The sequence below is a fragment of the Amycolatopsis sp. NPDC088138 genome (assembly GCF_044741685.1).
Taxonomy (GTDB): Bacteria; Actinomycetota; Actinomycetes; order Mycobacteriales; family Pseudonocardiaceae; genus Amycolatopsis.
The window spans coordinates 768,230-792,288 of sequence record NZ_JBIUTB010000008.1 but is presented as its reverse complement, the minus strand read 5'-3'; the positions used below and the strand labels follow the sequence as shown (position 1 = coordinate 792,288).

Sequence of the window (24,059 nt, the reverse complement as noted above, 5' to 3'; positions counted from 1 at the left end):
CGTCCCGCGCGGCCCCCTGCCGGTGAAAGGACCCCTTCATGCAAGTTCTGCTCCAGACCCTCGTCGGCGGGCTCAGCTTCGGTGCCGTCTACGCCCTCGTCGCGATGGGCTTCTCGATCGTCTACCGCACCATGGGCCTGGTGAACTTCGCCCACGGGCAGGTGGTCATGGTCGGCGCATACGCGGCATCGACTTTCTACATGTCCTCACGGCTTCCGTTCATCCTCGCCATCGTCGTCGCCATGGTGGTGACCGGGCTCATCGCGCTGGTCATGGAGCGCGTGCTGCGCCCGTTTGAGAACAAGGATTTCGACCTCATGCTGATCGGTACCATCGGCTTCGGCGTGGTACTCGAATCGCTGGCCACGATCATCTGGGGCGCGACCGGGCACGCTGTGCCCACGCCCGTGGAGACGGGGCCCCTGGACCTGTTCGGCGTGCGCGTGCGCACGTACAACCTCGTGGTACTCGGCATCGCCGCCGCCGCGACCGTTCTGCTCCTGCTGTTCCTGCAGCGCACCAAGCGCGGCGCCGCGATGCAGGCGGTGGCCATGGACCACGAAGCCGCGACGGCCGTCGGCATCCACGTCGGACGCAGCAACGCCATCGCCTTCGCGATCGGCGCGGGCCTGGCCGCCCTCGCCGGCGGCCTGGTCGGCCCGCTGCTCTACGTCAGCCCCACCCTCGGCGGCACCCTCGGCATCAAAGGATTCGCCGCGGCCATCCTCGGCGGCTTCGGCAACATCGGCGGCGCGATCGCGGGCGGGCTCGCCATCGGCCTGCTCGACTCGTACGCCTCCGGGCAGTTCCAGGGCTACTCCGACCTGGTCGTGTTCCTCGCCTTCACGGTCATCATCATGATCCGGCCCACCGGGTTCTTCGGCGAACGGACGGTGAACCGGGCATGAGGTCCCTCCTGCGCAAGCCGGTGGCGGTCAAAGCGATCGCGGCCGCCGCGATCGCCGTCGCCGCCTGGTTCCTGCCCTACGGCCTGGATACCTACGGCATCCACGTCATCAACATCGCCGTGGTCTTCGCGCTGCTGGCCATCGGCCTCGGCCTGGCCATGGGCGTGGCCGGGCAGATCAACCTCGCCCAGGTCGCGTTCTTCGGAATCGGCTCCTACGCCCTGGCGATCTTTACGACGAACTCAGGTCTCGGCTTCTGGGTCTCGGCCGTGCTTGCGATGCTCGCCACCGCACTGGCCGGGCTCTTCGTCGGCATCCCGGCGCTGCGGGTCCAGTCGCACTACCTCGGCATCGTCACCCTCGGCCTCGCACTGGCCTTCACCAACTGGGTCACCAACGCCCAGGTCGCCGGGGGCGCGTCGGGCATCAACGGGATCCCGGCTCCGCCGTTGCTCGGCATCGACCTGACCAACGAGTACCTGTACTACTACTTCGAGCTGATCGTCTTCGCGCTCGCCATCGGGTTCGCGCTCTTCCTCGTCCGCACCGCGCTGGGCAGGCGGTTGCGGGCCATGCGTGACGACTCGCTGGCCGCGGGCGCGGTCGGTGCCCCGGTTCCGCTGCTGCGGATGACGGCATTCCTTGCCTCGAGCGTCTACGGCGGGGCCGCCGGGGTGCTCTACGCCGGGCTGATCCACTACATCGCCCCCGAGTCCTTCAGCGTGGCCAACATGTTCCTGCTGCTGGCGATGGTCATCATCGGCGGACGGCAGAGCATCATCGGCTGCGTCATCGGCGCGATCGCGCTCGCCCTGGTGCGGGAGGCGCTGGTCGACTTCTCCATCTACGCGCAGCTGGGTTACGGCTCCGTCGTGGTGCTGATGGTCGTGTTCGCCCCGACCGGCCTGGCCGGTCTCCCCCAGCGGGTCCGGGCGGCGATCCAGCGCCGGCGCCACCGGGAGGCGGGCGTGCTCGGCGCGTTCCGCCCGTACGAACCCGCCGCGGAGTCCGGTGGCTCGGGTTCCCTGGAGATCTCCGGCGTCAGCAAGCAGTTCCGCGGACTGCGTGCCCTCGACGGCGTGACGCTGTCGGTCGAACCGGGCGAGATCCGCGGCATCGTCGGCCCCAACGGCTCCGGAAAGACCACGCTGTTCAACGTGATCAGCGGGATCTACACCGCGAGCGGCGGCACGGCGAGCTTCGACGGAAGGTCGCTCGTGGGGCGGCGGCCGCACCAGCTCTCGCACCAGGGGATGTCGCGGACGTTCCAGAACCTGCGGCTGTTCGGGCAGATGACGGTCGAGGAGAACCTCCTGGTCGCCCTCGACCGCACGCCGATGCGCGCGGCGTGGCGGTACGTCGTGTGGCCGATCGGCGTCTGGCGGCACGAGCACCGGCTCCGCCGGTCCGCGGCGGACCTGCTCGATCGGTTCGGCCTGACCGGCTTCGCCCAGGCCGCACCGACGTCACTCCCCTACGGCATCCAACGTCGCGTCGAACTGGCCCGGGCCATGGCCGCCGAACCCAGCCTGCTGCTGCTCGACGAACCCGCCGCCGGGCTCAACGGCCAGGAGGTCGGGCAACTGCAGGACATCGTGCGGTCCATCCGTGACAGCGGCGTGACGGTGGTGCTGATCGAGCACAACATGGGCCTGGTCATGTCGCTGTGCGACCGGGTCACGGTGCTCGCCAGCGGGCGGGTGATCGCCGAAGGCACCCCGGCGGAGGTCGCGGTCCAACCCGAGGTCATCGAGGCCTACCTCGGTGATTCGTTCAGCACGGCCGAGGTCGTGGAAGCCGTGGAGACGGAGGTGTCGCAGTGAACCCCGAGACACAGGACGACCTGGTCGTGGAGGACCTCGCCGTGCACTACGGCGGGGTCCAGGCGGTCAACTCGGTGTCGTTCACCGTCGGCGCCGGCCGCTGCCTCGGCATCATCGGGGCGAACGGCGCCGGGAAGACGTCGACGTTGAAGGCGCTGATGGGCCTGGTGCCCCGCAAGGTCGGCACACTCCGCCTCGGCGACCGCGACCTCACCAAGGTCAAGCCGAAGGACATCGTGCGTCACGGCATCGGGTACGTCCCGGAGGGCCGGCACGTGTTCACCGGACTGACCGTGGAGAAGAACCTGCTGCTCGGCGCGTACCTGCGTTCGTGGAAGGGCCGGACGCAGGAGAAGCTTCGGGAGATCTACGAGATGTTCCCGGTGCTGGGCGAGATGCAGCACCGCCTGGCGGGCGCGCTGTCGGGTGGTCAGCAGCAGATGCTCGCCATCGGCCGCGCGCTGATGTCCGAACCCCGGCTGGTACTGCTGGACGAGCCGTCGATGGGCCTGTCCCCGAAGCTGGTCGAGGAGATCCTCGGCACCCTGCAGCGGCTGTCCGCGTCGGGGCTCGGGCTGTTGCTGGTGGAGCAGAACGCGAAACTGACGTTCGAGGCGACCGAGACGTGCGTGGTCATGGAGAACGGCCGGATCGCGATGATGGGCAGTTCGGCGGACCTCGCGCACGATCCGCTGGTCCGGCAGATCTACCTCGGACTCTAGCCGGGGATGTCGAATCGCCCGGCCGTGCTTGCCACGACCGGGCGTTTCCATGCCGTCGCACGATCAACCGTCTCGGCGCCCCGGCTTCGTTGCGCTCTCCTGCCATGACCTGGTGGGCAGCAATACTGGGATTCATCGGCGCTCTGGGTGGCAGTTGGGGCGGACAGCTCATCGCCTTGCGCCGCGAAGAGAAGCGAGCTGAGCTTGAGGAAAGGCGAGAACGAATACAGTGGAGCAGGGAGGTGAAGCGGCTCAAGGCCAGTCATCTCAATGAGCTCGCGCGAGGATGGCAGGACCGCAGGCGCGAAGTATACGTGGCGTACATCAAGCACTCGAACGCAGTCATCGAGCGCCTGAACGAGCGTGGACCCGCGAACGCAGGTGCCACCTCCCGGGCAGACAAATGACTTGTTCAGCGAATAAGAGAGCGAGATATCAGCAAGGACGAGGAAGGTGTTCTACGCCAAACTTGCGCCGAGTACCTGATCAGGTTCAATGATGCCATCCGCGAAGAGCTGCACATCGACAGCTGACTCACACTCATGGTGGCAGTTGCACAGCTTGTTGCCGACGACGTAACAGCTCACGACTCCGGGCCGACTGTGGTGCCGAACCCTGCCGATCGCACACAGCCAGGAGACGGACCACGTGAACGCGGACAACGTGCCAGGCAACCCGACGCCGGACAAGAAAGGACACTCGACTCAAGCCGTTGTGGCCGTTGTCGTCGCCATGATCACCGCTGTCGGAGGCATCATCGGCACGATCATCACCACCTCGAAGGACTCGAACGCAGGCGCCGGCAGCACCAGTTCCGTCCTGGCCACCGCTCCGACCACGTCGTCACCGCCGTCGGCGCCGTCGACGTCGCCGGTCGAGTCGATTGCGATCACATCCCCGACACCGGGCCAGGGCGTCGTCGGGCACCAGGGCGTTCAGCTCACCGGGACAGCGGAGCATATCGACGGGAAGCAGTTGAGGATCTTCGACCTGGCCGACGACCACAAGTACTACCTGATCACCGGGGAGTCCGTGCCGATCGCGAATGGCAGGTGGAGTTTCTTCGACCCCCAGGTCGGATCGTCGACGCCGGACGACAACGGGCACGCGTTCACGCTGGTCGTCACGGTGGCCGATCCGTCGTGCAACGGCACGCTGGACACGGCAACACCGAACGCCGAAGGCGACATCGTGTATCCGGCACTGCCCGCTGGCTGCCGCGAAACGGCGTCGGTCTCGATCGTCAAACAGAGCTAGGACCGCCAACGCTCTGAGCAACACGGGACGCCCAGCCTGTCTCGTGGCCGGGCGTCCCGCATCCAGAGGATCAGCGGCAGAACGGAGCCGCACCGGCGGCGGACTTGATGCCGTTCGCGATCAGCGTCTGGAAGTACGCCGCGCCGTCCGAAGTGGACGTGTTGGTGAACGCCCAGCTCTCGTGGCCGAGGGTGGTCACCCACGACCGGCCGCCGTCGTAGTACTGGCACCACGCGACCGGGTGATTGTCCCCGTGTCCCGGGTGTCCCATCGAGCCCTTCACGCCCCTGGTGAGCGTGGACTCGTCGACCTTGGCCAGGAACCGGACGTCGGTCGGGAACGGGACGAGGTTGTACCACTCGTCGGTGAAGGCCCACCGGTTCGGCAGCCCCTTCGTCGACACGTCGTTACGATCCACCGTCTGCACCACACCGGCTTGCGCAGGGCCGTGGTCGTAGTAGTTCGCCCCGCCGAGCAGTCCCTCGTACCACGGGAAGTTGTACTCCGTGCCGAAGGCGTTGTGGATGCCGACGAACCCACCGCCGCCCCGGATGTACTGCCGCAGGGACGTCTGGGCCGAGTCGTCCAGCGCGTCACGGGTGGTGCTCATGAAGATGACCGCGTTGTACTTGAACAGGGTGTTCGGGCTGGCGAGCTGCGTGACGTCTTCGGTCCAGTCGACGGCGAACCCGTTCTTCTTGCCGAGTTCGATCAGCCCGTTCTGCGCGACGTTCGCCGCCGTCAGCGGCGGGTTCAGGCCCGGTCCGAGTGCCGGCCCCAGGTTCGCGTGGCGCGGGCCGGCGGTACGCGAGTAGACGAGCACCTTCACGCCCTTGCTGAGGTCGAAGTTGCCCCAGTTGTGGTAGCAGCGGGAGTCGAGGCCGCGGCACACGCCGTAGTCGGGGTCGCCGAGCGCCTGGGCGCCCTGCTGGTTCTTCCCGTCGTGGGCCGAGGCGGGCATCCCGATCAGGGCGGCCGTGGTCAGCGCCGCGGTCACCGCGCTTCCAAGCATCGTCAACAGCGTCGTTGATCTCTTTTTCATGGTGTTCCGACCTTTCTCCGGGCACGGCGGTGCCACGGGGTCCATGGGGAGGAGCGTGCCGGTTACAGCTCGAGCGACTGGCCGTCGGCGGCCACTGCCGCGCCCGCGGCGGTGACTTCGGCCAGCTGCGGCGCGTCCGGCAGGACGAGCGGGTTCGTGTTGTTGAGGTGGGTGAACAGGAAACGCGGTCCCGGGTGTCCCGCGATCAACGGGAGCTGCTCGCGGACGGCCAGGTGTCCCATGCCCGAGGCCGGGCGGGTCGCGCCCATCTCGTCCTCGGTGAAGAAGGTTCCGTCGAGCGCGACGACGTCGGCGCCGGCGATCGCCCTCTCGAAAGACGGAGTCCAGGCAGCGAGACCGGGTGCGTAGACGAAGGAACGCCCGGCGGTCTCGAACCGGAGGGCGCTCACCGCGTCACCCGGCACCAGATCGCCGGCGAAACGAGGTCGCTTGCTGCCCAGGACGGTCGCCGTGACCCGCAGGCCACCGGCGAGCTCGATCGGCTCGCCGTCGCGGAGGTCGTGCCGTCGCACCCGGGTGTAGCCGGAAAGGACGGCCTGCAGCGGGAACGCGGTCGTGAGGGCGTCGTGCACCCAGGCGGTCGCGTAGACGTCGAGCTCGGCGGCCTCACGCAGGCCGAGCAGCCCAAGGGTGTGGTCGAGCTCGGCGCTGGTGAAGAGGATTCCCCGCACCGGGGTCCGGCGCGTCCCGGCGGGCGGGCGCAGGTCCGGGGTCGCCAGCAGCTGCGCTCGCAGGTCCGGGGACGCATTGACGAGGTACCACGCGGCGCCATCCCCGCTGACGGCCACACCGTCCTGGGTCCGCGACACCCCGGCGGCGCGGGCCTGCTCGCACACCGGGCACGCGCAGTTCCACTGCGGCGCACCGCCGCCTGCGGCGGTCCCGAGAAACCGGACCTTCATCACATCCGCCGGGGTATCGCGGGTTCGGGCACCGGCTCCGCGACCCCGTCCAGTACGAGGCCGTGGTGCTCGGAGAGGTCGCAGACGGGGTCGGTCACGGTGGCGTCGCCGGTCAGCTGGTAGGCCTGGCAGCGGCAGCCGCCGAAGTCGATCTCCTTGAGCGCGCAACTCGCGCACGGGTCCGGCAGCCAGTCCGTGCCCCGGAATCTCCGGAAGGCCGACGACTCGTACCAGATCCGCGCGAGCGAATCCGAACGCACCGTCGGGATTTCCAGACCAGGCAGCGTCTCCGCGGCCAGGCACGGCAGCACATGCCCGTTGGGGGTGACGGTCAGCTGCCGCGCGCCCCAGCCGTAGTTGCACGGCTTGGGACGAGGGTCGTAGTAGTCGGCGGCGACGTGCACGATCTCGAAGCCGTACCGTTCCCGGGCGTCGGCGACGTCTTCGGCTGCCTGGTCGACCTGGTCGCGGCTCGGCATGAGCGCGGCGCGGTTGCGCAACGCCCAGCCGTAGAACTGGGTGTGGGCCAGCTCCAGGCGATCGGCACCCAGGCGGCCGGCCAGCTCGGCGATCGCCGGGATGCGGCCGACGTTGCCGCGGTGCAGCACCACGTTGATCGTCAAGGGCAGCCCGACACCCCGGACGGCTTCGGCGACGGCCAGCTTCCGCTCGTGCGCCACCCGCCCCGCGACTCGGTCTCCGGGGGCCGCTTCGGCGTCTTGCAGGGACAGCTGGAAGTGGTCGAGGCCGGCCGCGGCGAGTCCGGCGATCCTGGTCTCATTCAGGGAAATCCCGCTGGTGACGAGGTTCGTGTACAGGCCAAGGCCGTTCGCGGCCGTGACGAGGGTGGTCAGATCGCGGCGGAGCCCGGGTTCACCGCCGGACAGGTGCAGTTGCAGGACTCCGAGGTCCCGGGCCTGGCTGAAGACGTCCAGCCAGGTGGCCGTGTCCAGCTCGTCGCGGTAGTCGGCGAGGTTCAGCGGGTTGGCGCAGTACGTGCACTGGAGCGGGCAGCGGTAGGTCAGCTCGGCGAGCAGGCCCAGCGGGACCGGTGAGCGTTGCCGCGTCGGCGTTTCCGACCCGATCGGCGACGTCGGTGCCGGGCGGGCGTCCGGCGCCTCTCCCACCACCCCGCGGCTTTCGAAGTCCGCCAGCGTCCGGAGCACCGACTCGGTCGTCACGCCGGCGTACTCGCCGGCGAGATCGTCAACGATCTCCCCGACTGACCGCCGGGTGTCGCAGCGCCACAGCACCGCCGCCGCGGTCTGGTTGAGCAGGAGCACTCCTTCGGGGAACAGCAGCACCGGACGGCCGCGCACGGCGTCGAACTCCAGCCGCACCCCGCGACGCAATCCGAGCCTGCTGCCGGCGGTCACGCTCATGGCATCCTCGCGTAGTCCACCGCGTCCAGCACGGCCCACAACACGTCGCACTTGAAGGTCAGCGCGCGGATCGCGGCATCCTGCTGCTCGGCGGTGACGCAGTGGTCGAGCACGAGCCGGAGGGTCATGGCGCTGTCCTCGCGTGCCGCGGGGATCCGGCGGTCGAAGTAGGCGAAGCCCTCCAGCCGGATCCAGTCGTAGTGTTCGCGCCACGCGTTCACGCGGTCGGTCATGTGCCCCGGCGAGAACAGTTCGGTGCAGGCGGCCGCGACGCTTTCGATCCACGGCTTCGTGCGGCAGAAGTGCAGGTACCCGTCGACGGCGAACCGCACGCCAGGCAGCACGTGCCGCTCGTCGAGGACCTCGGCCCTGCTCAGCCCGACAGCCTCCGCCAGGACCAGCCACTGCTCCATGCCCCCTTCGCCCGCGCTCGCCCCGTCGTGGAAGACGATCCGGTCGACCCAGGCGCGGCGCACCTCGGGCAGCGGGCACGCCGCGACGATCGCGGCGTTCTTCTGCGGCAGGCACTTCTGGTAGTACCAGCGGTTGGCCACCCACCGGCGCAGATCCGCCTCGGTGCACCCACCTTCGTGCAGCCGGAGGTGGAACGGGTGGTGGGCCCAGTAGCGCTTCTCGAGGCGGAGCAGGGCGTCGGTCAGCTCCGCCTGGCTCAGCGGCCTCGCCACGGCCCGCTCTCGCCGGCGTACGCGGTGACTTCAGGGCGGGTCTCGTAGCACTCGATCACCGGGTCGGTCCACTGGGGAAGGATTCGATCATCCCCCTGCAGCACAACGGTTTCCATCAATACAGGCATACCGGCACTCCTCTTCGAGTAACAGGCTTATGGTCCACGCAGCGGTCCTACTGGTCCGCCTAGTGTTCCGCGACCGTACCTCCACCGGGGCGCGTCGAACAAGAGGCGAACACTCTTGTCACCCCCACGACCCCGCCTTAGACTCAACCGTCGAGCGGTCCAAGAGTACCACTAGATGGACCTACCTCTATTTAGATCATTTCGCCGCCGCGCTTTCCTCAACGAAGAGAGGGCCCAACCGATGGATCGACGCAAATTCCTGACCGGCGCGACGGGAGCCGCCGTGGCGGGGACCGTGCTCGCCGCCACGCCCGCCGTCGCGGCGCCCGCCACGGTGGACACCCCACGCCAGCCCGACGCCTTCGGCCGGCCGGGACGCGACTTCACCAAGGTCGGCGGCGACCTCGGCAACCAGAACCACACGCCCCTGCACCAGATCACCCGGCAGAACGTCAACCGCCTGGGCGGCACCTGGCACGTCAACCTCGAAGGCGGGGACACCTCCCGCGCGCAGCAGAGCACGATCGTCGCCCAGAACGGTGTCCTCTACGTCCAGACCACCCAGCAAAACGTCTTCGCCGTCGACGGCCGCACCGGCGCGGTGCGCTGGAAGACGAACCTCGGCACCGAAACCACCAACATGCGCGGGGTGGCGCTGGGGCAGGGCAAGGTGTTCTCGACCTCGGGCGCCAACATCCTGTACGCGCTCGACCAGAAGACCGGCGCCGTCGCCTGGAAGACCCAGTTGCTGACCGAGGACGCCTCGCAGGGCACTCCCGAGCCGTGCGATCCGGCGAACGGCCAGTGCGGTGGCAGCATCGGCAGCCTCGCCGGCGCGGTCGTCTACTCCGACGGGCTCATCTACGTCGGCATGCAGGGCAGCACCGCCGGGGCCCGCGGCCGGGCCTACGCCCTCGACGCCGCCACCGGAAAGATCGCCTGGACCTTCTGGGCCGTCCCCGGTCCGGGCGAATTCGGCCACGACACCTGGGAAGGCGAATCCTGGAAGACCGGCGGCGCCGTGCCGTGGATCCACCCCGCGGTCGACCCCGAACTGGGCCTCGTCTACTGGACCTTCGGGAACCCCTACCCCCGCACCAACGGCTCGACCCGCGGCGGTGACAACCTCTTCGCCAACACGATCGTCGCGATCGACGCGAAGACCGGAAAGCGGCGTTGGCACTTCCAGTCCGTGCACCACGACATCTGGGACTACGACAACGTCATGGCGCCGGTCCTGATCGACCTGCGCATCGACGGCAGGTTGCGCAAGGTCGTGGTCTACGGCAGCAAGGTCGGCATGTACTACATCCTCGACCGCACCAACGGCAAACCGGTTCAGGGCGTGACCGAACGCCCGGTGCCGCAGGACCCGCGGCACAAGACGTCGCCCACGCAGCCCTTCCCCGCCGGCGATGCGTTCGTCCCGCAGGAACCTCGGCTGGACAACGCGACGCGGCCGGTGCCCTTCTACCCCACCGGCGGTCTGTTCGCGACGCACTGGGACCGTGCGACGATCATCTTCCCCGGCGCCGGTGGCGGCGCCGACTGGGCCCACGTCTCGTTCAACCCCGCGACCGGCTGGGTGTACGTCGGCTACGGCCTCATCAACTCCGCTTACTCGAACACCACCGGCGGGCGCGTCAACACCGCCCGCCCGTACGGCGAGTACTTCGCGGGCGGCATCGCCGCCGTCGATCCGCGCACCAACAAACTGGTGTGGAGCAAGGACAGCGAGTGGTCCCTGGCCCATGGCAACGGCATCCTGACCACCGACGGCGGCGTGATGTTCCAGGGCGGCCCGGACGGCAACCTGGTGGCGATGAACGACGTCGACGGCCGCGAGCTGTGGCGCTTCCAGTGTGGCGCGGGCGTCCACACCAGCCCGATCAGCTATGAGATCGACGGCGACCAGTACCTGGCGGTCTTCGCCGGCGGCAACGGGCTGCCCTACCCCGACATCCCCAAGGGCGACCACCTGTGGGCGTTCAAGCTCGGCGGCAAAGTGGGCCCGGCCCCGACACCCACGCCGCCGTCGAAGCGCAACCAGATTCGCGTTGCCGCGGTGGCCGCCGCGGCCGCGAAGAACACGGTGACACTCGGCCGGATCTGGGACACCGCCGCAGGCGCTCCCGGCGCGGCCGAAAACACGGTGGCGCAGAACGCGATGTCACCGCAGAACCTGACGGTCCCGGTGGGCACGGAGATCACGTTCGTGAACCCTCAGGGCAATGCTTTCGCACACGGCGCGGTCTCGTTCTTCGAGTACGAGTTCGACACCGGCACGCTGATGCCCGGCCAGTCGGCCAAGCACACGTTCACGAAGACGGGCGAGTTCTTCTACAACGATCCGATCTTCCCCCAAAACACGGGCAAGATCGTCGTGGTCTAGCTGTCGGGTACCCATCCACCGCAGCACGTCGCCCTCTCCACCGGAGTGGGCGACGTGCTGCGGTGACGAAGCTCGGTTATCAACGAGTGTGGTCCCGGCGGCGGAAACCGGTCGCGACCCACGCCGCTGTCGCGCGCACATTCGGGACCCTCGACGAAGCAGTTTCCGCATGAGGATCGCGGACGCCACGTCCCGGGGTTGCTCAGGGTCGTGGGCATTCGCGCCCAATACGTCCTGTGCCGAACTAGGACTCCAGTCCGGAATAATGCTTGGCGTTGCGATGCCAGGAATTAGCGGTCTTGCCGCCGTCCCGCCGCCGGCAGAGCGCCATCGCGAACGGGGATCACCCCGGAGCCAGTACCGGCTCCGCCCTGCACACCGTGGTCCTCGCCGGTATCCGGACCGGAGGCGTGGTCCTGACCACCGTGCGCGAGGCGGCGGATCGCGACTACGTGATCTACGTCCTCGAAGACGCCAGCGCGGACGTCGACGCCGAAGTCCACGACGTCCTCACCCGGAAAGTCTTCCCCCAGCAGGGTTACGTCGTCTCGGTCGACGAGTTCGAGGACCTGCTCCCCCAGGGTCAGCGGTCGGCGCGCATGTCCAGCAGCCGGGCCAGGAACCCCGGCGCCTCGGCACCGAGGTGGCGGTGCGCGGCTTGGACGTACTCCGGCACGAGACCGCGACCACGGAGGTGGCCAGGCCGTCCGCGCGAATCTCACCGTCAACCGATGGGGACTCCGCTCGCGACCTTCCCGAGGTCGGTCCAGCCGCCGTGGCCGTCACCGCCCTGCCAGGCGTACACCGTCGCGGCGTTCGTGGCCGGGTCGGCCAGGACGTAGTCCGCGTTGCCGCCGCCGGTGAAGTCGGCGAACGCCACGCGGTCGGCCGTCGTGGTCAGGCCCGTGGCGACCTGGCCGTAGGACAGCCAACCGCCGTGGCCGTCACCGCCCCGGTTCAAGTACACCGACACAGCCCCGGAGGCGGCGACCACCGCGTAGTCGGCGGCGCCGTCACCGTCGAAGTCGGCGAACCGGACCTGAGACGGGTCGGTGGTGGTCCCCGTCGCCACCTGGCCCAGGCCCAGCCAGCCGCCGTGCCCGTCACCACCCCGGTTCAGGATCGCCGACACCGCGCCGTTGCTCCCGATCGTCAGATAGTCCGTCCGGCCGTCACCGTCGAAATCCGCGAACCGGACCCGCGCCGGATCCGTTGTGGTGCCGGTCGCCACCTGTCCCAAGACCGACCAGCCCCCGTGCCCGTCCCCACCGCGGTTCAGGATCGCCGAGACCGCGCCGTTGCTCGCGATCGTCAGATAGTCCGCTCGGCCGTCACCGTCGAAGTCCGCGAACCTCGCCCGCGTGGCACCCGTCGTCGTGCCGCTCGCGATCTGCCCCAGGACCGACCAGCCACCACGGCCGTCGCCGCCCCGGTTCAGGTACGCCGACACCGCACCAGTGCTCGCCACCGTCAGGTAATCCGCGCGGCCGTCACCGTCGAAGTCCGCCCAGCGCACCTTGCCGGAACCGCCGGCTTCGGTGGCCGCGCCGAGCGCGGGGCGGGACGCGATCCAGCCGTCCGTGTACGCCTGGTCCAGCGGCCCGTACAGGCTCTGCGCCATCCGCTGGTAGCCCGCGTCGTTCGGGTGCAGGTTGTCCGCCATCTCCGCCGACGTCAACGCCGGCGGGTCGACGTAGCGGAACCGGTGCCCCGCCTGCTGTTCACTCCCCTGCATCGCCTTCACGCTGCTGTTGAACGACGCCGTCGCGCTCTCCAGGCCCGGCGTGGTCGGGATCAGGCCCAGGAACAGCAGCGCCACGCCGGGCCGGTCCGCGAAGATCCGGTCGGCGAGCGTCCGCAACCGTTGCGGCGCACCGGCGACGTCGATACCGCGGGCCAGGTCGTTGATCCCGACGTGCAGCAGCACGACGTCCGGGCGGTCGAACGCGAGCCAGCCGTCGATCCCCGCCGTCAGCTGGTCGATCGTGTAGCCGCTGTGGCCCTCGTTGGCCGGACCGGGCAGGCTTCCCGACGCCTGCGTCCCGACGAACCGCGCCGAATACCGCGACTGCGCGGCCAGCAGCCGCGACAGCGGCGCCCGGTAGGACGACGTGGTCGCACTGCCCACGCCCCAGGTGATCGAGTCGCCGAGCGGCATGACCCGCACCGCGGGACCGAGTGCGGCGGCGGACGCCGCGGGCACCAGGACGACAGCGGAGGCGAGCAGGGCGAGGACGACGAAGAGACGGCGTAACAAGGGAAACCTCCAGAATCGACAGGGCTTCGCGAGGCGCCGCCGCGCCGTGGGAATTCCGGAAGCACGCTGAGTGCGTTTCAGGTTGAGCAGTTCCGCGTGCCGTGTCAACAGCCGTGACAAATCTTGTCTGGACAACTTGCGATTCCGCTGTCGGCACTGGTCTTTGCGGGGTAACCACAGGGACTCGCAACGGAAAACGTGAGAAGATGGGGCATCCCGGACCACGAGGAAAGGGAACGAGAATGCGGAATACCGTCAAGTCCTTCGGCGTGCTGGCTGCCGCGGTCATGCTTTCCTCCGCGGCCACCGGCACAGCTTGGGCCGACATCCCGTTCGACCAGCCGATCACCGGCAACGCCACCTACTACACCGACGTCGGCTACGGCGCCTGCGGCACGCAGATCGACGCCTCGGCGCAACTGCTGGCCGCTGCGCCGGCCGCGTACTGGACCACGGCCAACCCGAACAACGACCCGCTGTGCCAGGGCGTTTCCGTCCAGGTGTCCTACAACGGCCGGAGCATCACCGTGCCGGTCGTCGACAAGTGCCCGAGCTGTGACAGCACACACGTGGACCTCAGTGCTCCGGCGTTCTCCCGGCTGGCCGACACCGGCCTGGGGACCATCCCGGTGACCTGGTCGTTCGTGCGCTCTTGACCTGGAGGACCCCATGCGTCTCAGGAAGATCCTCGTCACCGCGGCGGTCGTCGTCGCCGCGCTCGGCGGCCTGGCCACGCCGGCGACCGCCGCCGGCACCAAGAAGGGCGTCAGCGCCGCCTCCTTTTCCGGCGTGACGACGGCGTTGAGCGACGTCGGCGCGAAGTGGTTCTACACCTGGGCTTCCGACAAGCAGGGCATCACCGCGCCGGCCGGCACCGAGTTCGTCCCGATGATCTGGGGCAGCGGATCCGTGACCGCGGCGCAGCTCGCGCAGGCGAAGGCGAACGGCACGACGTTGCTTGGCTTCAACGAGCCGGACCTGGCCGGGCAGGCGGCCATGCCCATCGACACCGCGCTGAACCTGTGGCCCCAGCTGCAGAACACCGGGATGCGCCTGGGCGCGCCGGCGGTGGCGTACGGCGGCGACGTCGCCGGCGGCTGGCTCGACCGGTTCATGAGCGGCGTGAAGGCACGCGGCTACCGCGTCGACTTCATCCCGCTGCACTGGTACGGCGGCGACTTCTCGACGGCCGCCGCCGGGCAGCTGCAGTCCTACGTCCAGGCCGTCTACAACCGTTACCACCTCCCGATCTGGGTCACCGAATACGCCCTCATCGACTTCTCCGGCTCGACCCCGCGGTACCCGTCTTCGGCCCAGCAGGCCGACTTCGTCAGCCACTCGACGGCGATGCTCAACGGCCTGTCGTTCGTCGAGCGCTACGCCTGGTTCTCGCTGTCGACGTCGACCACGCCGACCGGGCTCTACACCGGCACCACTCCGAACGCGAGCGGCGTCGCCTACCGGGCCGCCTGAACCGAGGAGGATCATGCTTCCCGTTGCGGTCAAACGTCTTCTGCTGGTCGCCGTGGTGCTCTCGGCGACGCTGACGGCCGGCCCCGCCGTCGCGGCGAGCGACCACACCGTCACCTTCGTCAACCGGTCCGGGCAGACGCTCTGGGTGGGCAGCAGCGTGAACGCCGACGGGTCGGTGAACTTCACCGGCCTGCCCACGCTGGCCGACGGCCAGTCGGCGACGGTGACGATTCCGGAGTCAGCCGAACCGGGTCACTGGCGGGGGAAGTTCTTCGGCCGCCAACGCTGCACAGGTACGTCCGGCCAGGACTTCCACTGCCTCGTCGGCGATTGCGGGACCTACCCCGACCACTGCGCGACCGGCGAACAGCCGGCCAGCCTCGCCGAGTTCAACTTCGATCCCGGCGACGCCCTCGCGCCCTGGTACGACGTCAGCTACGTCAACTCCTTCTCCCTGCCGATCACCATCGAACCCGTCGACGCGACCGTGCCGCCCGGCTCGTCGTCGTGCGGCACCGCCGGCTGCGTGGACGACCTCCTGCCGTTCTGTCCCGCCGCCGATCTCCGGCACGGCCCCGACGGCGCTCCCGTCAACTGTGTCAACCCGAACCGTGACGCGCCGACGAGCTACAGCGACACGATCAAGGCCCACTGCCCAAAGGCCTACGCCTGGTCCAAACAGGACACCGAACCCGGGACCAGACCATGTACCAGTGCGGCTCCTGTCGCGGGTTCACCGTGACCTTCCACAGCGGTCAGTGACCGGGCACGGTCACCGGGCGAAGCGGGAGGTCGCCGATGACGTCGGCGAGCCCGTCCCGGCCGGGAACACCGAGCTTGTCGTAGACGCGCGAAAGCGTGTACTCCACCGTACGCACGCTGACGAACAGGCGTGCGGCGATCTCCTTGTTGGTGCAGTCGGCGTACGCGAGCTGCGCCGCCTCGAGTTCCCGGTCGGTCAACGCGGGCCGCTCCGTTGTGCGCAACCGCCGCAACGTGGCGTCGATCCGGTCCACACGCGGCACATTGCGCAGCGCCTCGAACTGCACGCGAGCCCGTGCCAGCTCGCGCCGGGCTTTCCCGTCTTCACCCGCGTCGGCGTGGCGCGAACCGAGCAGGAGCCGCGCTTCGGCGAGGTCGGCCGGCGCCCACGATGGTTCCAGCAGCTCGACGGCGTCGGCCAGCAGCCCGGGATCGGGTCCGCCGGCGGCGACGGTCGCCGACACCAGCGTCGCCTGCCCCAGGGCCCGCAACGATCCCCAGCACGCCGCCGCGGCGTGCGCATCGTGTGCCGTGCGGCGGGCGGCTTCGCTCCGCCCGGCGGCGTGCGCGGCCAATGCGGCCTGACCTTGCCAGCGGAGGATCGCCGGGTTCACGATCCCCCGGTCGGCCAGCTCCCGCCCGCAAGCGAGAAACGCCCGTTCCGCGGCGTCGAAGTCACCGTCGGCCATCGCCAGCGCGCCCAGCGCGTCGAAGAGCAACGGCCGGTACCGCGAGTCGGTGGCGGCACCGGCGGCAAGTCCGGCGCGCCACGCCATACTTCGCGCCTGGTCGACGGCGCCGCGGCCGAGCCGGACGCGGACCCCGACGGCCGTCGCCCCCAGCCGGGCGTCGTTCCCGGCGGTGCCTTCCAGCACGTGCCGGCTCAGCTCCCACGCCCGGTCGAGGCCGCCGCAGAGCAGCGCACTGTAGGCGCGTACCAGGCCGAACTGGTCGGCCACGTGCTGATCGCCTCGGGCGGCGACTTCGGCGGCGACACCGGTCACGGCGTCGGCCGCCACCAGCTCGCCCGCATACACGAGCACCCACAGCGCCCGCAGGACGCACCGGGCATCACGTCGGCAGGGCGCCGAGACCACCGCGGCTTCCGCTTCCTGGACCGCGAGCGTCCACTCGACCCCGGCGCTCATCCTGGTGAATGCCCGGTCCGCCTCGCAATCGTGGTGCGTCTTCGCGGTCACAGCACCAGTCCCTGCAGGACGCCGAGTTCGCGCCGGCCGCGGATGCCGAGTTTGCGGTACGCGCTCGTGAGGTGGAACTCGACGGTCCGCAGCGTCACGGACTCGGTCTGCGCGATCTGCCGGTTGCTGCGGCCGGCGCGTGCCAGCGCCGCTATCTTCCGTTCCTGCGGGGTCAGCGTCCCGGTGGCCCACGTCCCGCCGATGCAGCCGGCCTGTGCGGCCAGGCGCGTGTACCCCGCCGACCGGGCGGCCCGGCCGACCTCGGCCAGCGCGGTGCGGGCCGCGGCGGGCTTGCCGGCCGCCTCGAGTGCCAGGGCCAGGTCGTACCTGACCCGCAGCAGCTCCCCGGTCGCCTCGGCGTGCCGCAGGTGCGTGGTCGCGGCGAGCAGGGCGCCGGGATCGCGACCGCCGGTGACGGCGACCGCGTGCGCCGCGACTCCCACGGCACGGGCGCTGCCCCAGCGCCGGGCCGCCGCGAACTCCTGGTTCGCGAGCGCGGACGCGATCTCGGGGCGGCCGAGTTCGTGTTCGCAGATCGCTTGGCGCGACCGCCACGGGAGCACGGCGGGGTTGACGACGCCGAACTCCGCGAGGAGCCGGCCGCACTCCCGGAAGTCGTCACGGGCGAAGGTGTACTTCCCGGTGGCGATGTGCAGTTCGCCGCGCGCCATCAGCAGTTCGGGGCCGTCCGCGGCGTCCGCCAGGGGGCCGCCGAACCCGTTGCCGAACAGCACGGACCGCGCACCCTCCAGGTCCCCGAGGTCGATCATCGCCGCCACCCGCCACGCGACCGTGACGCCCGTCAGCTGCGGATAGACACCACGTTCGCTCACCTCGGCCAGCGTGGTCGCGGCCTCCGCCGGCGCGCCGCTCAGCCAGGTGAGCCGCGCTCGCAGGACGGTCAGCGCGTCGCGGTGGCGGGCCACGGCATCCGGCCTGCACGACCGCAACGCCTGCCGGGCTTCCGCCACGGCCCGGCCGGTCTCACCGGCGTAGGCCAAGGCCAGGAGCGAGTACCAGAGGGATCCGGTCTCTTCCCGGCCAGGCGAGGCGAGCAGGGTGTTCGCCAGCCGGACGGCCTCCTCGCGGTCGACGCCTCGGTTCGCGAGCTGGATCGCGGCCATGGCGTGCCGGCGCTGTACGGGCAGCTTCTGCCGTTCGAGACCGGCGCAGACCGGGGTGTCGGCCCGCGGCCCGCCCGCGGCGTAGACGAGGTCACCGAGCTCCGGACCGGTGGCGCCGGTGCTCTGGTCGAGGGCGGCCTCGGTGGCGGTCCGGACGGTCTCGTCCGCCTCACGCCACCGCCCTTGCCCGAGCAGCCGGCGCCGCCGATGGCGCACGGCGCCCAGCTGTTCCGGGCCGGACTTCGAGGTCTCGGCTACGCCCATCACGCGACTCATTTCGTCACACAACGCACATCGACGGACACCGAACGTCCGCTCCGGGACTCTAAGCGCAGGTCAACGGGCTGTCAACGATGTCGAGCCCGGCTGATTCCGATCATCCGGCCCGCTCAGGACGCCGCGTTGACGAGGTCCAGCGCGCTCTGCTGGCGAGCGGCGTCGATCTTGTCCACCGGGCCGGACCACCGCAGGCCGTACTGGTCGAGAGCGTTGCGATCGGACGAGTACGCCCGGTCGGCCTGCCGGTGCAGGTAGGTCGTGTACGGGTGATCGCTCAACGCCGCGTTCAGCGCCGCCAGCCCGCGGACGTCGGCGCCCTTGAACGACGGGCCGTCGCCGCCGCAGTCCCCGCTCTCGCACGGGTCGCGCAGGATGCCGTCCGCCGTGTTGAGCGACGTCGACGTGGTGTTGGCGTCGCCCAGCCGGCGCGCGGTCGAGAGCACCCCGGCGTCGCCGGTCGCGCGGTTCAGCTCGGTCAGTGCGTTGATCAGCACACCCTGGTTGTACGACCAGACCGTACTGCCGTTGTTGCGGCAGGTCCCCATGTCGATCCCGTCGTTGACCAGCGACGAGCCGTTCACCAGGCCGGTGCCCTGGAACCACGTCCACCCGCTCTTCGCCCGGTTCAGATACGTGCTGTCGCCGCCGATCCGGTTGTGCAGCGCGGCGTTGAGCTGGATGTAGAGCGAGTTCGGGATGGCGTTCTTGGTCTTGCGCGCGGTGTTCCACCAGACACCGCCTCCGCACGTGCTGTCCCAGTAGGACGCCATGTGGTCCGCGTCGGCGCGGGCGGTGGACAGATAACGGCTGTCGCCGGTCAGGTCGTAGGCCGCCACCCACGCCAGGCCCCACCACCCCGTATCGTCGAGGTAGTCGTTGCGGAACTGGCCCTGGGCCGCGTTGACGTTCTTGTCGTAGGTGCGCCCGATCGCGTACCGGTAGCTGCCCAAGCCGGTGACCTGGGCGTTGCGGATCAGGGCCGTGAGCGCGTTCGCCGCGTTCCACCAGCCGGTGGTGTCGAACAGGCCGGTCGTGTTGTTGTAGAACATCATCTGGGCGGTGGCCGCGGCGGTCCGGCGGTCGGCCGCGTTCCAGGTGGTCCGGGCCCACGCCGTGCAGCCGATGTCGGCTCGGTCCCCCGCCTTCCCGCACGCCCGCAGCGCGCCGACGCCGGAGTTGTTCCAGTCGTCCACGTTGTACATGAAGGTGCGCCAGCCGGCGTTGGCCGCCGGGATCTTCGTGTCGCCGAGCCTGCTGCCCGAAGCCCACGTGCGGCCGCCGTCGAAGGACCGGTCGAGCCAGACCTCGTCGCCCGCGGTCCCGTTCCCGATCGACGCCCAGCCCATCGCGTCCGAGTCGTCGAAGTGCAGGACGATCGTCCGCGAGAACAGCGTCGCCGACAACGGTTTCCGGTCGCCGGGCGAGTTCGCCGGGTCGGCGCCGTCGCAGAGTTTGTTGCAGACGGCGGCCTGCGTGGTGGCCGGCGCCGAGGGAGTCGCGGACGGCGCCGTCACCGGTGCGAGCAGGCCCGCCAGCAACGCACCGGCGGTGAGGATCGTCTTCACGTTCGTGCCTCCAGTCGCGCGTCGACAAGGCGTCCGGCCGAAGCCGCGACGAACCGCGTCGAAATCATTTCCGGCATGACGAATCGTCGCCGTCGAATGCGAATCGGCCTCGATGTGGGCCGTATTCAGATTGAGCCCTGGGCCCGGCGACTGTCAACAGATCACCGCAATTTGGTCTAGACAACTTGGGATCGCTCGGCATTGCGGTCCTACCACAGTGACAGCCGGCTCGGCCCGGAACATGATGCAGCGACGCAGACAGGAGGTTCCGTGGGCCGGATTCGCCGGGCACCGACACAGACCGACATCGCCAAGGCCGCGGGGGTCTCGCAGGCGACCGTCTCGGTCACGCTGAGCGGCAGCCGAGCGGGGGTGCACTTGTCCGAGGCGACGCGCGCCCGCGTCCTGGCGGTGGCCGAGTCGCTCGGCTACGTGCCGGATCCACCCGTGGCGAAATCGGCGGAAACGCGCAACAGCCTTTTCGGCATCTACACCTTCGCCCCGACCTTTCCCGTCCGGTTCTCCGACGCCTACCGCCCCATTCTTTCCGGAATCGAAGAGGCCGCGACCGACCTCGGACACGACCTGCTCCTGTTCACCGGTTCCGGCACCCGCGGAGCCGCGCACGCGCGCATCCGCTCCACCCGCCTCGCCGACGGCTGTCTCTTCCTCGGCCGTCACGTGCCCCCGGCGCCGGTCGCGCGGCTGATCGAGGACGGCTTCCCGCTCGTCCACATCGGACGCCGCGACGAGCTGAACGGACGGATCCCCTACGTAGGTGCCGATTACGTGTCGGCGTCGAAGGCGGTCGCCGACCGGCTCATCGGCCTGGGGCATCGCCGCTTCCGCTACGTCCGGGAGGCGGACGAGGCGCCGTCCTCCACGGATCGGGAGCGGGGTGTCCTCGAAGCCCTCGCTGCTGCCGGCCTGAACCTGCGGGACGTTGTCGTGCGCCTCGGCGACGACGGGTTGGATCCGCGACGGATCCGGCACTGGCAGGACAGCGGGGTCACCGCGGTCGTGGTCGAGGAAACCGACACGAACGCGGCCTTCACCGCCGTCGCCGACGCGCTGCGCACCGGCGGGGTGGCCGTTCCCGGAGAACTTTCGCTCGCCGTTCTCGGACGGCCACCCCGCGACACGCGTCCGGTGGTCACCGGTTTCGAGGTGCCCCGCCGGGAGATGGGCAGGCAGCGGTACGCCTGCTCACCGACCTGGCGGGCCCCGGTGCCCGCAGGTCGCCCGCCCAGGTCCTGCTCAGCTGTCCCCCGGTCGCCGGCGCGACCGTCGGCCCGGCGCCCGGCAGCACGTGACCGGTCAGCAGGTGAGGTTCCCGCCCGGGCTCACCCCGAGGACGCCGGCGAACTTCTTGTACAGGTCGACGCGGTGCTGCACCTGGGCGGGCGCCTTGCCGTCGCACTCGACGGCTCCGTTGATGGTGCGGATCGTCTGCCCGAACCCCTTGCCGTAGATGATCGCGCCGTGGGAGGTGATGGTGCTGGCACCCTTCGAGCCGTTCCAGAACCACAACGCGCTCTTCCAGCTCACCGTCGCGTTGGTCGCGACGAGGTCCGGGCTGTGCAGCAGGTCGATCTTGAGGAAGTCCCCCGCGGCCTTGTAGTCGAAGTTCCAGCTCAGCTGCAACGGGCCGCGACCGTAGTAGGCGGCGGTACCGGCCGGGCACCCGTAGGACTGGCTCGTGTCGCAGTAGTGCGGGTAGTTCGCGGTGTTCGTTTCCCTGATGTAGACGAGCCCGCCGGTTTCGTGGCTGACGTTGGCCAGAAACGCGGCCGCCTCCTGCTTCTTCACCGTGTCGGACCCGGTCGTCGCGAAGGCCGGGAACGCGCTCATCGCGCTCGTGAGCCCGCTGTAGGTGTAGAACGAGTTCCGGCTCGGGAACATCTGCTTGAACTGGCTCTCCGAGACAACGAACGTCGCGGCCGACGCCGTCACGGGCGCCACCGTGGCCGCGACAGCACCCGCGAAGACCGCGATCACCGCAGCCCGGAGAACACGACTCAGCTTCATCACACGCATTCCTTTCGGGATATTGTCCTCAGTAGACGGTCACGCCGTACGCGTTGAGCGCTTCGGTGACCGGCTGGTAGAACGACTGCCCGCCACTGGCGCAGTCGCCGCTGCCGCCCGAAGTCAGGCCCAGCGCGGTGTTCCCCGCGAACAGCGGTCCGCCGCTGTCACCGCCCTGGACGCAGACCGTCGTCGAAATCATGCCGGTGACGGTGGTGCCGTCGACGTAGTTCACCGTGACGTTCAGGGCTTTGACCGTGCCCGGTGCAGCCCGGTGGTGCTGCCGCTGCGGCCGACCGTCTGACCGACGACCGCATTGCCCGCGGTGGCGATGTCGCGCTGCGTCCCGTCGTACAGGTTCACCTCGCCGGGCCGGCTGATGCTGCTCGTGTACTGGAACAGCGAGTAGTCGTTGCCCGGGAAACTGGTTCCCACCCGGGACGCTATTACCTGGCCGCTCGAGGTGGCCCAGGTACTCGCGACGTTGCCGCAGTGACCGGCGGTCAGCAGGTAGCCGGCGCTGGAGCCGGGCTTCTTGACGTTGAAGCCGAGCGAGCAGCGGACGCCGCCACCGAGGATGGCGTCGCCACCGGCGATGGTGGTCCGGAACGAGCCGGCGACCTGCTCCAGCCGCGCCGCGTCGCCGAGGCCCGCGACCACGGTCTTCAGCCGGGCGAGCGTCGTCCCGGTCACGGTTGCGTCGGCCGACACGACCACCTGGTTGCCGACCGGGTCGATGCCCCAGGAGGTGCCGGGGATCGTCGCCTCGCGGCTCAGCGTCGCCGTGCCGGCCTCGAGCGTCGCGGCACTGTGCTTGACGACGCGAACTCGCACGCCGGCCGCCTTCGCCTTCTCAGCCGCCGCCGCGTCGGTCACCGTGACGACGAGCTGCCCGGATTCGTCCACGTAGGAGCCCGCGGTCGCGTCACCGGCGAAGGCGCCCATCCGGAAGGCATCAGGGGCGGCTTGCGCGGTGGGCCCGCAGACGACGACGCCCACCGCCAAGGCGATGATCGACGTGAGCTTGACAGCGGTGGCGGATCTTCTCATCGGGTCTCCTCACCGGCCACAACAGGTGCCGGCACTCCGCCGGAACCCGGGCCAGGGTCACCCGTTCACCATAAAAGGTCCAGACCACTAATGATATTAGTCCAGCGGACACGGGTCACCGGCCCGAACACGATCTTGGCCGTCCTGGTCCCGATCACCACCGACGCCAGGAAACCCTCGACATGAATTCGACCGCGGTTCCGAGCCGACGCCCGTCCTTCGTCGCCTCGGCAACCGTGGTCATCTCGGCGCCGGCGGTCGCAATCGGCGTGTGCGCCGCGCTGGCGGCACCCGTGACTGCCCCGGGCAGCACGCCGGCGCTGCCGTGAGTAACGCCGCTGCTGTTGTACATCAGCCCGAACAGGCCCTTAGGTAAGGGACAACCCCGAACCGAGCGGAACGACGTCAGCTTCGGCCAGGGTCGACGTCACGCTTCCCGGTCAGCAGCCGCCTCAGCCGTTCCCACTGCAAAGCTCGTGCACAGTCTCTCCAAAGCCACAGCAAACTGCTGTCGCAGCCACCCGAAGCGAAGAGCGCCCCAGCCGTTATCGCCTGCTTGGGAAAAATTGTCTTGGATGCAGCCATTCGAGTGAATACCGCACCGTGGGCCCAACCGCCTGCCCCAGCAGGCCGTGAGTGCCTCGACCGCCCCGAGACGACCATCCGACGAGAGGACCCACATCGATGACACCGACTCGACGCGCGGCTCAGCCCCTGTGACCACAAGTGCCAGGTACCGCTTCCCCGATCTGCGTCCTGGTCGTACCGAGCGTGGCTCGACGTTCGTCCGGCACCGCCCGCATCAGGCGCGAGGATTGTCTTCTTCACGCGAAGCTCACACTTACCGTATCCGCCAAGTCAACGACAAAAGCGTGAGATCCGTGCCAAAGAGCGGACCGGCCGCAGGTTTCGAAAGGAACCGATGATCAAACTTCCGATTCACCCCACAGCCGCCAGGCTCACCCCTGGATTCATCGAAACGACGGCCCTGTCGCTTGACAGTTTTATCCTCAGAACACCACGGATCTGGACTAATCCACCGATGACGCGGTCCGCCGA

Annotated in this window: 20 protein-coding genes and 3 pseudogenes; 10 read left to right on the top strand and 13 right to left on the bottom strand. The window is 69.4% G+C overall.

The annotated features are described in order from the left end of the window. Window positions 1-38: 38 nt before the first annotated feature. From ACIOD2_RS44295 to ACIOD2_RS44280, 4 genes are all read left to right on the top strand, one after another. Window positions 39-908 carry a branched-chain amino acid ABC transporter permease gene (locus ACIOD2_RS44295; protein WP_400551579.1) on the top strand — a complete coding sequence of 290 codons (870 nt, stop codon included), beginning with the start codon at window positions 39-41 and terminating at the stop codon, window positions 906-908. Continuing rightward, window positions 905-2,731: an ATP-binding cassette domain-containing protein gene (locus ACIOD2_RS44290; RefSeq protein WP_400551578.1), complete on the top strand. Its 1,827-nt coding sequence runs from the start codon at window positions 905-907 to the stop codon at window positions 2,729-2,731. The genes ACIOD2_RS44295 and ACIOD2_RS44290 overlap by 4 nt, the downstream gene beginning before the upstream one ends. After that, a complete protein-coding gene (locus tag ACIOD2_RS44285; RefSeq protein WP_400551577.1) occupies window positions 2,728-3,453 on the top strand; it encodes an ABC transporter ATP-binding protein in 726 nt (241 codons plus the stop codon). Before ACIOD2_RS44290 ends, ACIOD2_RS44285 begins: the two co-directional genes overlap by 4 nt. A gap of 648 nt (window positions 3,454-4,101) precedes the next feature. Next, window positions 4,102-4,710 carry a hypothetical protein gene (locus ACIOD2_RS44280; protein ID WP_400551576.1) on the top strand — a complete coding sequence of 203 codons (609 nt, stop codon included), beginning with the start codon at window positions 4,102-4,104 and terminating at the stop codon, window positions 4,708-4,710. 70 nt (window positions 4,711-4,780) lie between these two features. Here the strand turns inward: ACIOD2_RS44280 and ACIOD2_RS44275 are convergent, their stop codons facing one another. The 5 genes and pseudogenes from ACIOD2_RS44275 to pqqC form a co-directional block, all read right to left on the bottom strand. Continuing rightward, window positions 4,781-5,722, bottom strand: a complete 942-nt coding sequence (locus ACIOD2_RS44275) for a ThuA domain-containing protein (protein ID WP_400551575.1) — start codon at window positions 5,720-5,722, stop codon at window positions 4,781-4,783. A 92-nt stretch (window positions 5,723-5,814) separates the two neighbouring features. Continuing rightward, the gene (pqqB, locus tag ACIOD2_RS44270; protein ID WP_400551574.1) at window positions 5,815-6,675 is read right to left on the bottom strand and encodes a pyrroloquinoline quinone biosynthesis protein PqqB; all 861 of its coding nucleotides are present in this window, start codon (window positions 6,673-6,675) and stop codon (window positions 5,815-5,817) included. After that, window positions 6,675-7,760, bottom strand: a complete 1,086-nt coding sequence (gene pqqE / locus ACIOD2_RS44265) for a pyrroloquinoline quinone biosynthesis protein PqqE (RefSeq protein WP_400551626.1) — start codon at window positions 7,758-7,760, stop codon at window positions 6,675-6,677. The genes pqqB and pqqE overlap by 1 nt, the downstream gene beginning before the upstream one ends. A gap of 57 nt (window positions 7,761-7,817) precedes the next feature. Further along, window positions 7,818-8,057 (bottom strand): annotated as a pseudogene (gene pqqD, locus ACIOD2_RS44260) (pyrroloquinoline quinone biosynthesis peptide chaperone PqqD); the annotation flags it as partial. After that, on the bottom strand, window positions 8,054-8,743 hold the full coding sequence (gene pqqC, locus ACIOD2_RS44255) for a pyrroloquinoline-quinone synthase PqqC (protein ID WP_400551573.1): 690 nt from the start codon (window positions 8,741-8,743) through the stop codon (window positions 8,054-8,056). The gene pqqC and the pseudogene pqqD, both read right to left, overlap by 4 nt. 369 nt (window positions 8,744-9,112) lie before the next feature. On the opposite strand from pqqC, the gene ACIOD2_RS44250 reads away from it, so the two are divergent. Further along, window positions 9,113-11,263, top strand: coding sequence for a PQQ-binding-like beta-propeller repeat protein (locus tag ACIOD2_RS44250; RefSeq protein WP_400551572.1), 2,151 nt, complete (start codon window positions 9,113-9,115; stop codon window positions 11,261-11,263). Window positions 11,264-11,532: 269 nt separating this feature from the next. Further along, window positions 11,533-11,808 (top strand): annotated as a pseudogene (locus ACIOD2_RS44245) (cysteine hydrolase family protein); the annotation flags it as partial. Between the two features lie 179 nt (window positions 11,809-11,987). Here the strand turns inward: ACIOD2_RS44245 and ACIOD2_RS44240 are convergent. Then, window positions 11,988-13,520: an FG-GAP-like repeat-containing protein gene (locus ACIOD2_RS44240; protein WP_400551571.1), complete on the bottom strand. Its 1,533-nt coding sequence runs from the start codon at window positions 13,518-13,520 to the stop codon at window positions 11,988-11,990. Between the two features lie 242 nt (window positions 13,521-13,762). Between ACIOD2_RS44240 and ACIOD2_RS44235 the strand changes: the two genes are divergently transcribed. From ACIOD2_RS44235 to ACIOD2_RS44225, 3 genes are read left to right on the top strand one after another with little or no spacing between them, the layout of a single operon-like run. Further along, window positions 13,763-14,176 (top strand): cysteine/serine endopeptidase inhibitor, encoded by a 414-nt coding sequence (locus ACIOD2_RS44235; RefSeq protein WP_400551570.1) that lies wholly within the window; start codon window positions 13,763-13,765, stop codon window positions 14,174-14,176. 13 nt (window positions 14,177-14,189) lie between these two features. Then, window positions 14,190-14,993: a glycoside hydrolase family protein gene (locus tag ACIOD2_RS44230; protein WP_400551569.1), complete on the top strand. Its 804-nt coding sequence runs from the start codon at window positions 14,190-14,192 to the stop codon at window positions 14,991-14,993. Window positions 14,994-15,006: 13 nt separating this feature from the next. Beyond that, complete coding sequence (locus ACIOD2_RS44225; protein ID WP_400551568.1) at window positions 15,007-15,735, top strand: thaumatin family protein; 729 nt, start codon at window positions 15,007-15,009, stop codon at window positions 15,733-15,735. A gap of 13 nt (window positions 15,736-15,748) precedes the next feature. Here the strand turns inward: ACIOD2_RS44225 and ACIOD2_RS44220 are convergent, their stop codons facing one another. The 3 genes from ACIOD2_RS44220 to ACIOD2_RS44210 form a co-directional block, all read right to left on the bottom strand. Continuing rightward, window positions 15,749-16,903: a LuxR C-terminal-related transcriptional regulator gene (locus ACIOD2_RS44220; RefSeq protein ID WP_400551567.1), complete on the bottom strand. Its 1,155-nt coding sequence runs from the start codon at window positions 16,901-16,903 to the stop codon at window positions 15,749-15,751. Window positions 16,904-16,950: 47 nt separating this feature from the next. After that, window positions 16,951-18,342: a LuxR C-terminal-related transcriptional regulator gene (locus tag ACIOD2_RS44215; protein WP_400551566.1), complete on the bottom strand. Its 1,392-nt coding sequence runs from the start codon at window positions 18,340-18,342 to the stop codon at window positions 16,951-16,953. Window positions 18,343-18,467: 125 nt separating this feature from the next. Continuing rightward, window positions 18,468-19,922 carry a glycoside hydrolase family 76 protein gene (locus ACIOD2_RS44210; RefSeq protein ID WP_400551565.1) on the bottom strand — a complete coding sequence of 485 codons (1,455 nt, stop codon included), beginning with the start codon at window positions 19,920-19,922 and terminating at the stop codon, window positions 18,468-18,470. Between the two features lie 270 nt (window positions 19,923-20,192). Between ACIOD2_RS44210 and ACIOD2_RS44205 the strand changes: the two are divergent. After that, window positions 20,193-21,056: pseudogene (locus ACIOD2_RS44205) on the top strand (LacI family DNA-binding transcriptional regulator); the annotation flags it as partial. Between the two features lie 183 nt (window positions 21,057-21,239). On the opposite strand, the gene ACIOD2_RS44200 reads toward ACIOD2_RS44205, so the two are convergent. The 4 genes from ACIOD2_RS44200 to ACIOD2_RS44185 form a co-directional block, all read right to left on the bottom strand. Further along, the gene (locus ACIOD2_RS44200; protein WP_400551564.1) at window positions 21,240-21,950 is read right to left on the bottom strand and encodes a chitinase; all 711 of its coding nucleotides are present in this window, start codon (window positions 21,948-21,950) and stop codon (window positions 21,240-21,242) included. A 28-nt stretch (window positions 21,951-21,978) separates the two neighbouring features. After that, entirely contained in the window at window positions 21,979-22,185 is a 207-nt protein-coding gene (locus ACIOD2_RS44195) for a trypsin-like serine protease (RefSeq protein WP_400551563.1), read from the bottom strand. Window positions 22,186-22,193: 8 nt separating this feature from the next. Next, on the bottom strand, window positions 22,194-23,000 hold the full coding sequence (locus tag ACIOD2_RS44190; protein WP_400551562.1) for a S1 family peptidase: 807 nt from the start codon (window positions 22,998-23,000) through the stop codon (window positions 22,194-22,196). Window positions 23,001-23,154: 154 nt separating this feature from the next. After that, the gene (locus tag ACIOD2_RS44185) at window positions 23,155-23,352 is read right to left on the bottom strand and encodes a hypothetical protein (RefSeq protein WP_400551560.1); all 198 of its coding nucleotides are present in this window, start codon (window positions 23,350-23,352) and stop codon (window positions 23,155-23,157) included. Window positions 23,353-24,059 lie beyond the last annotated feature (707 nt).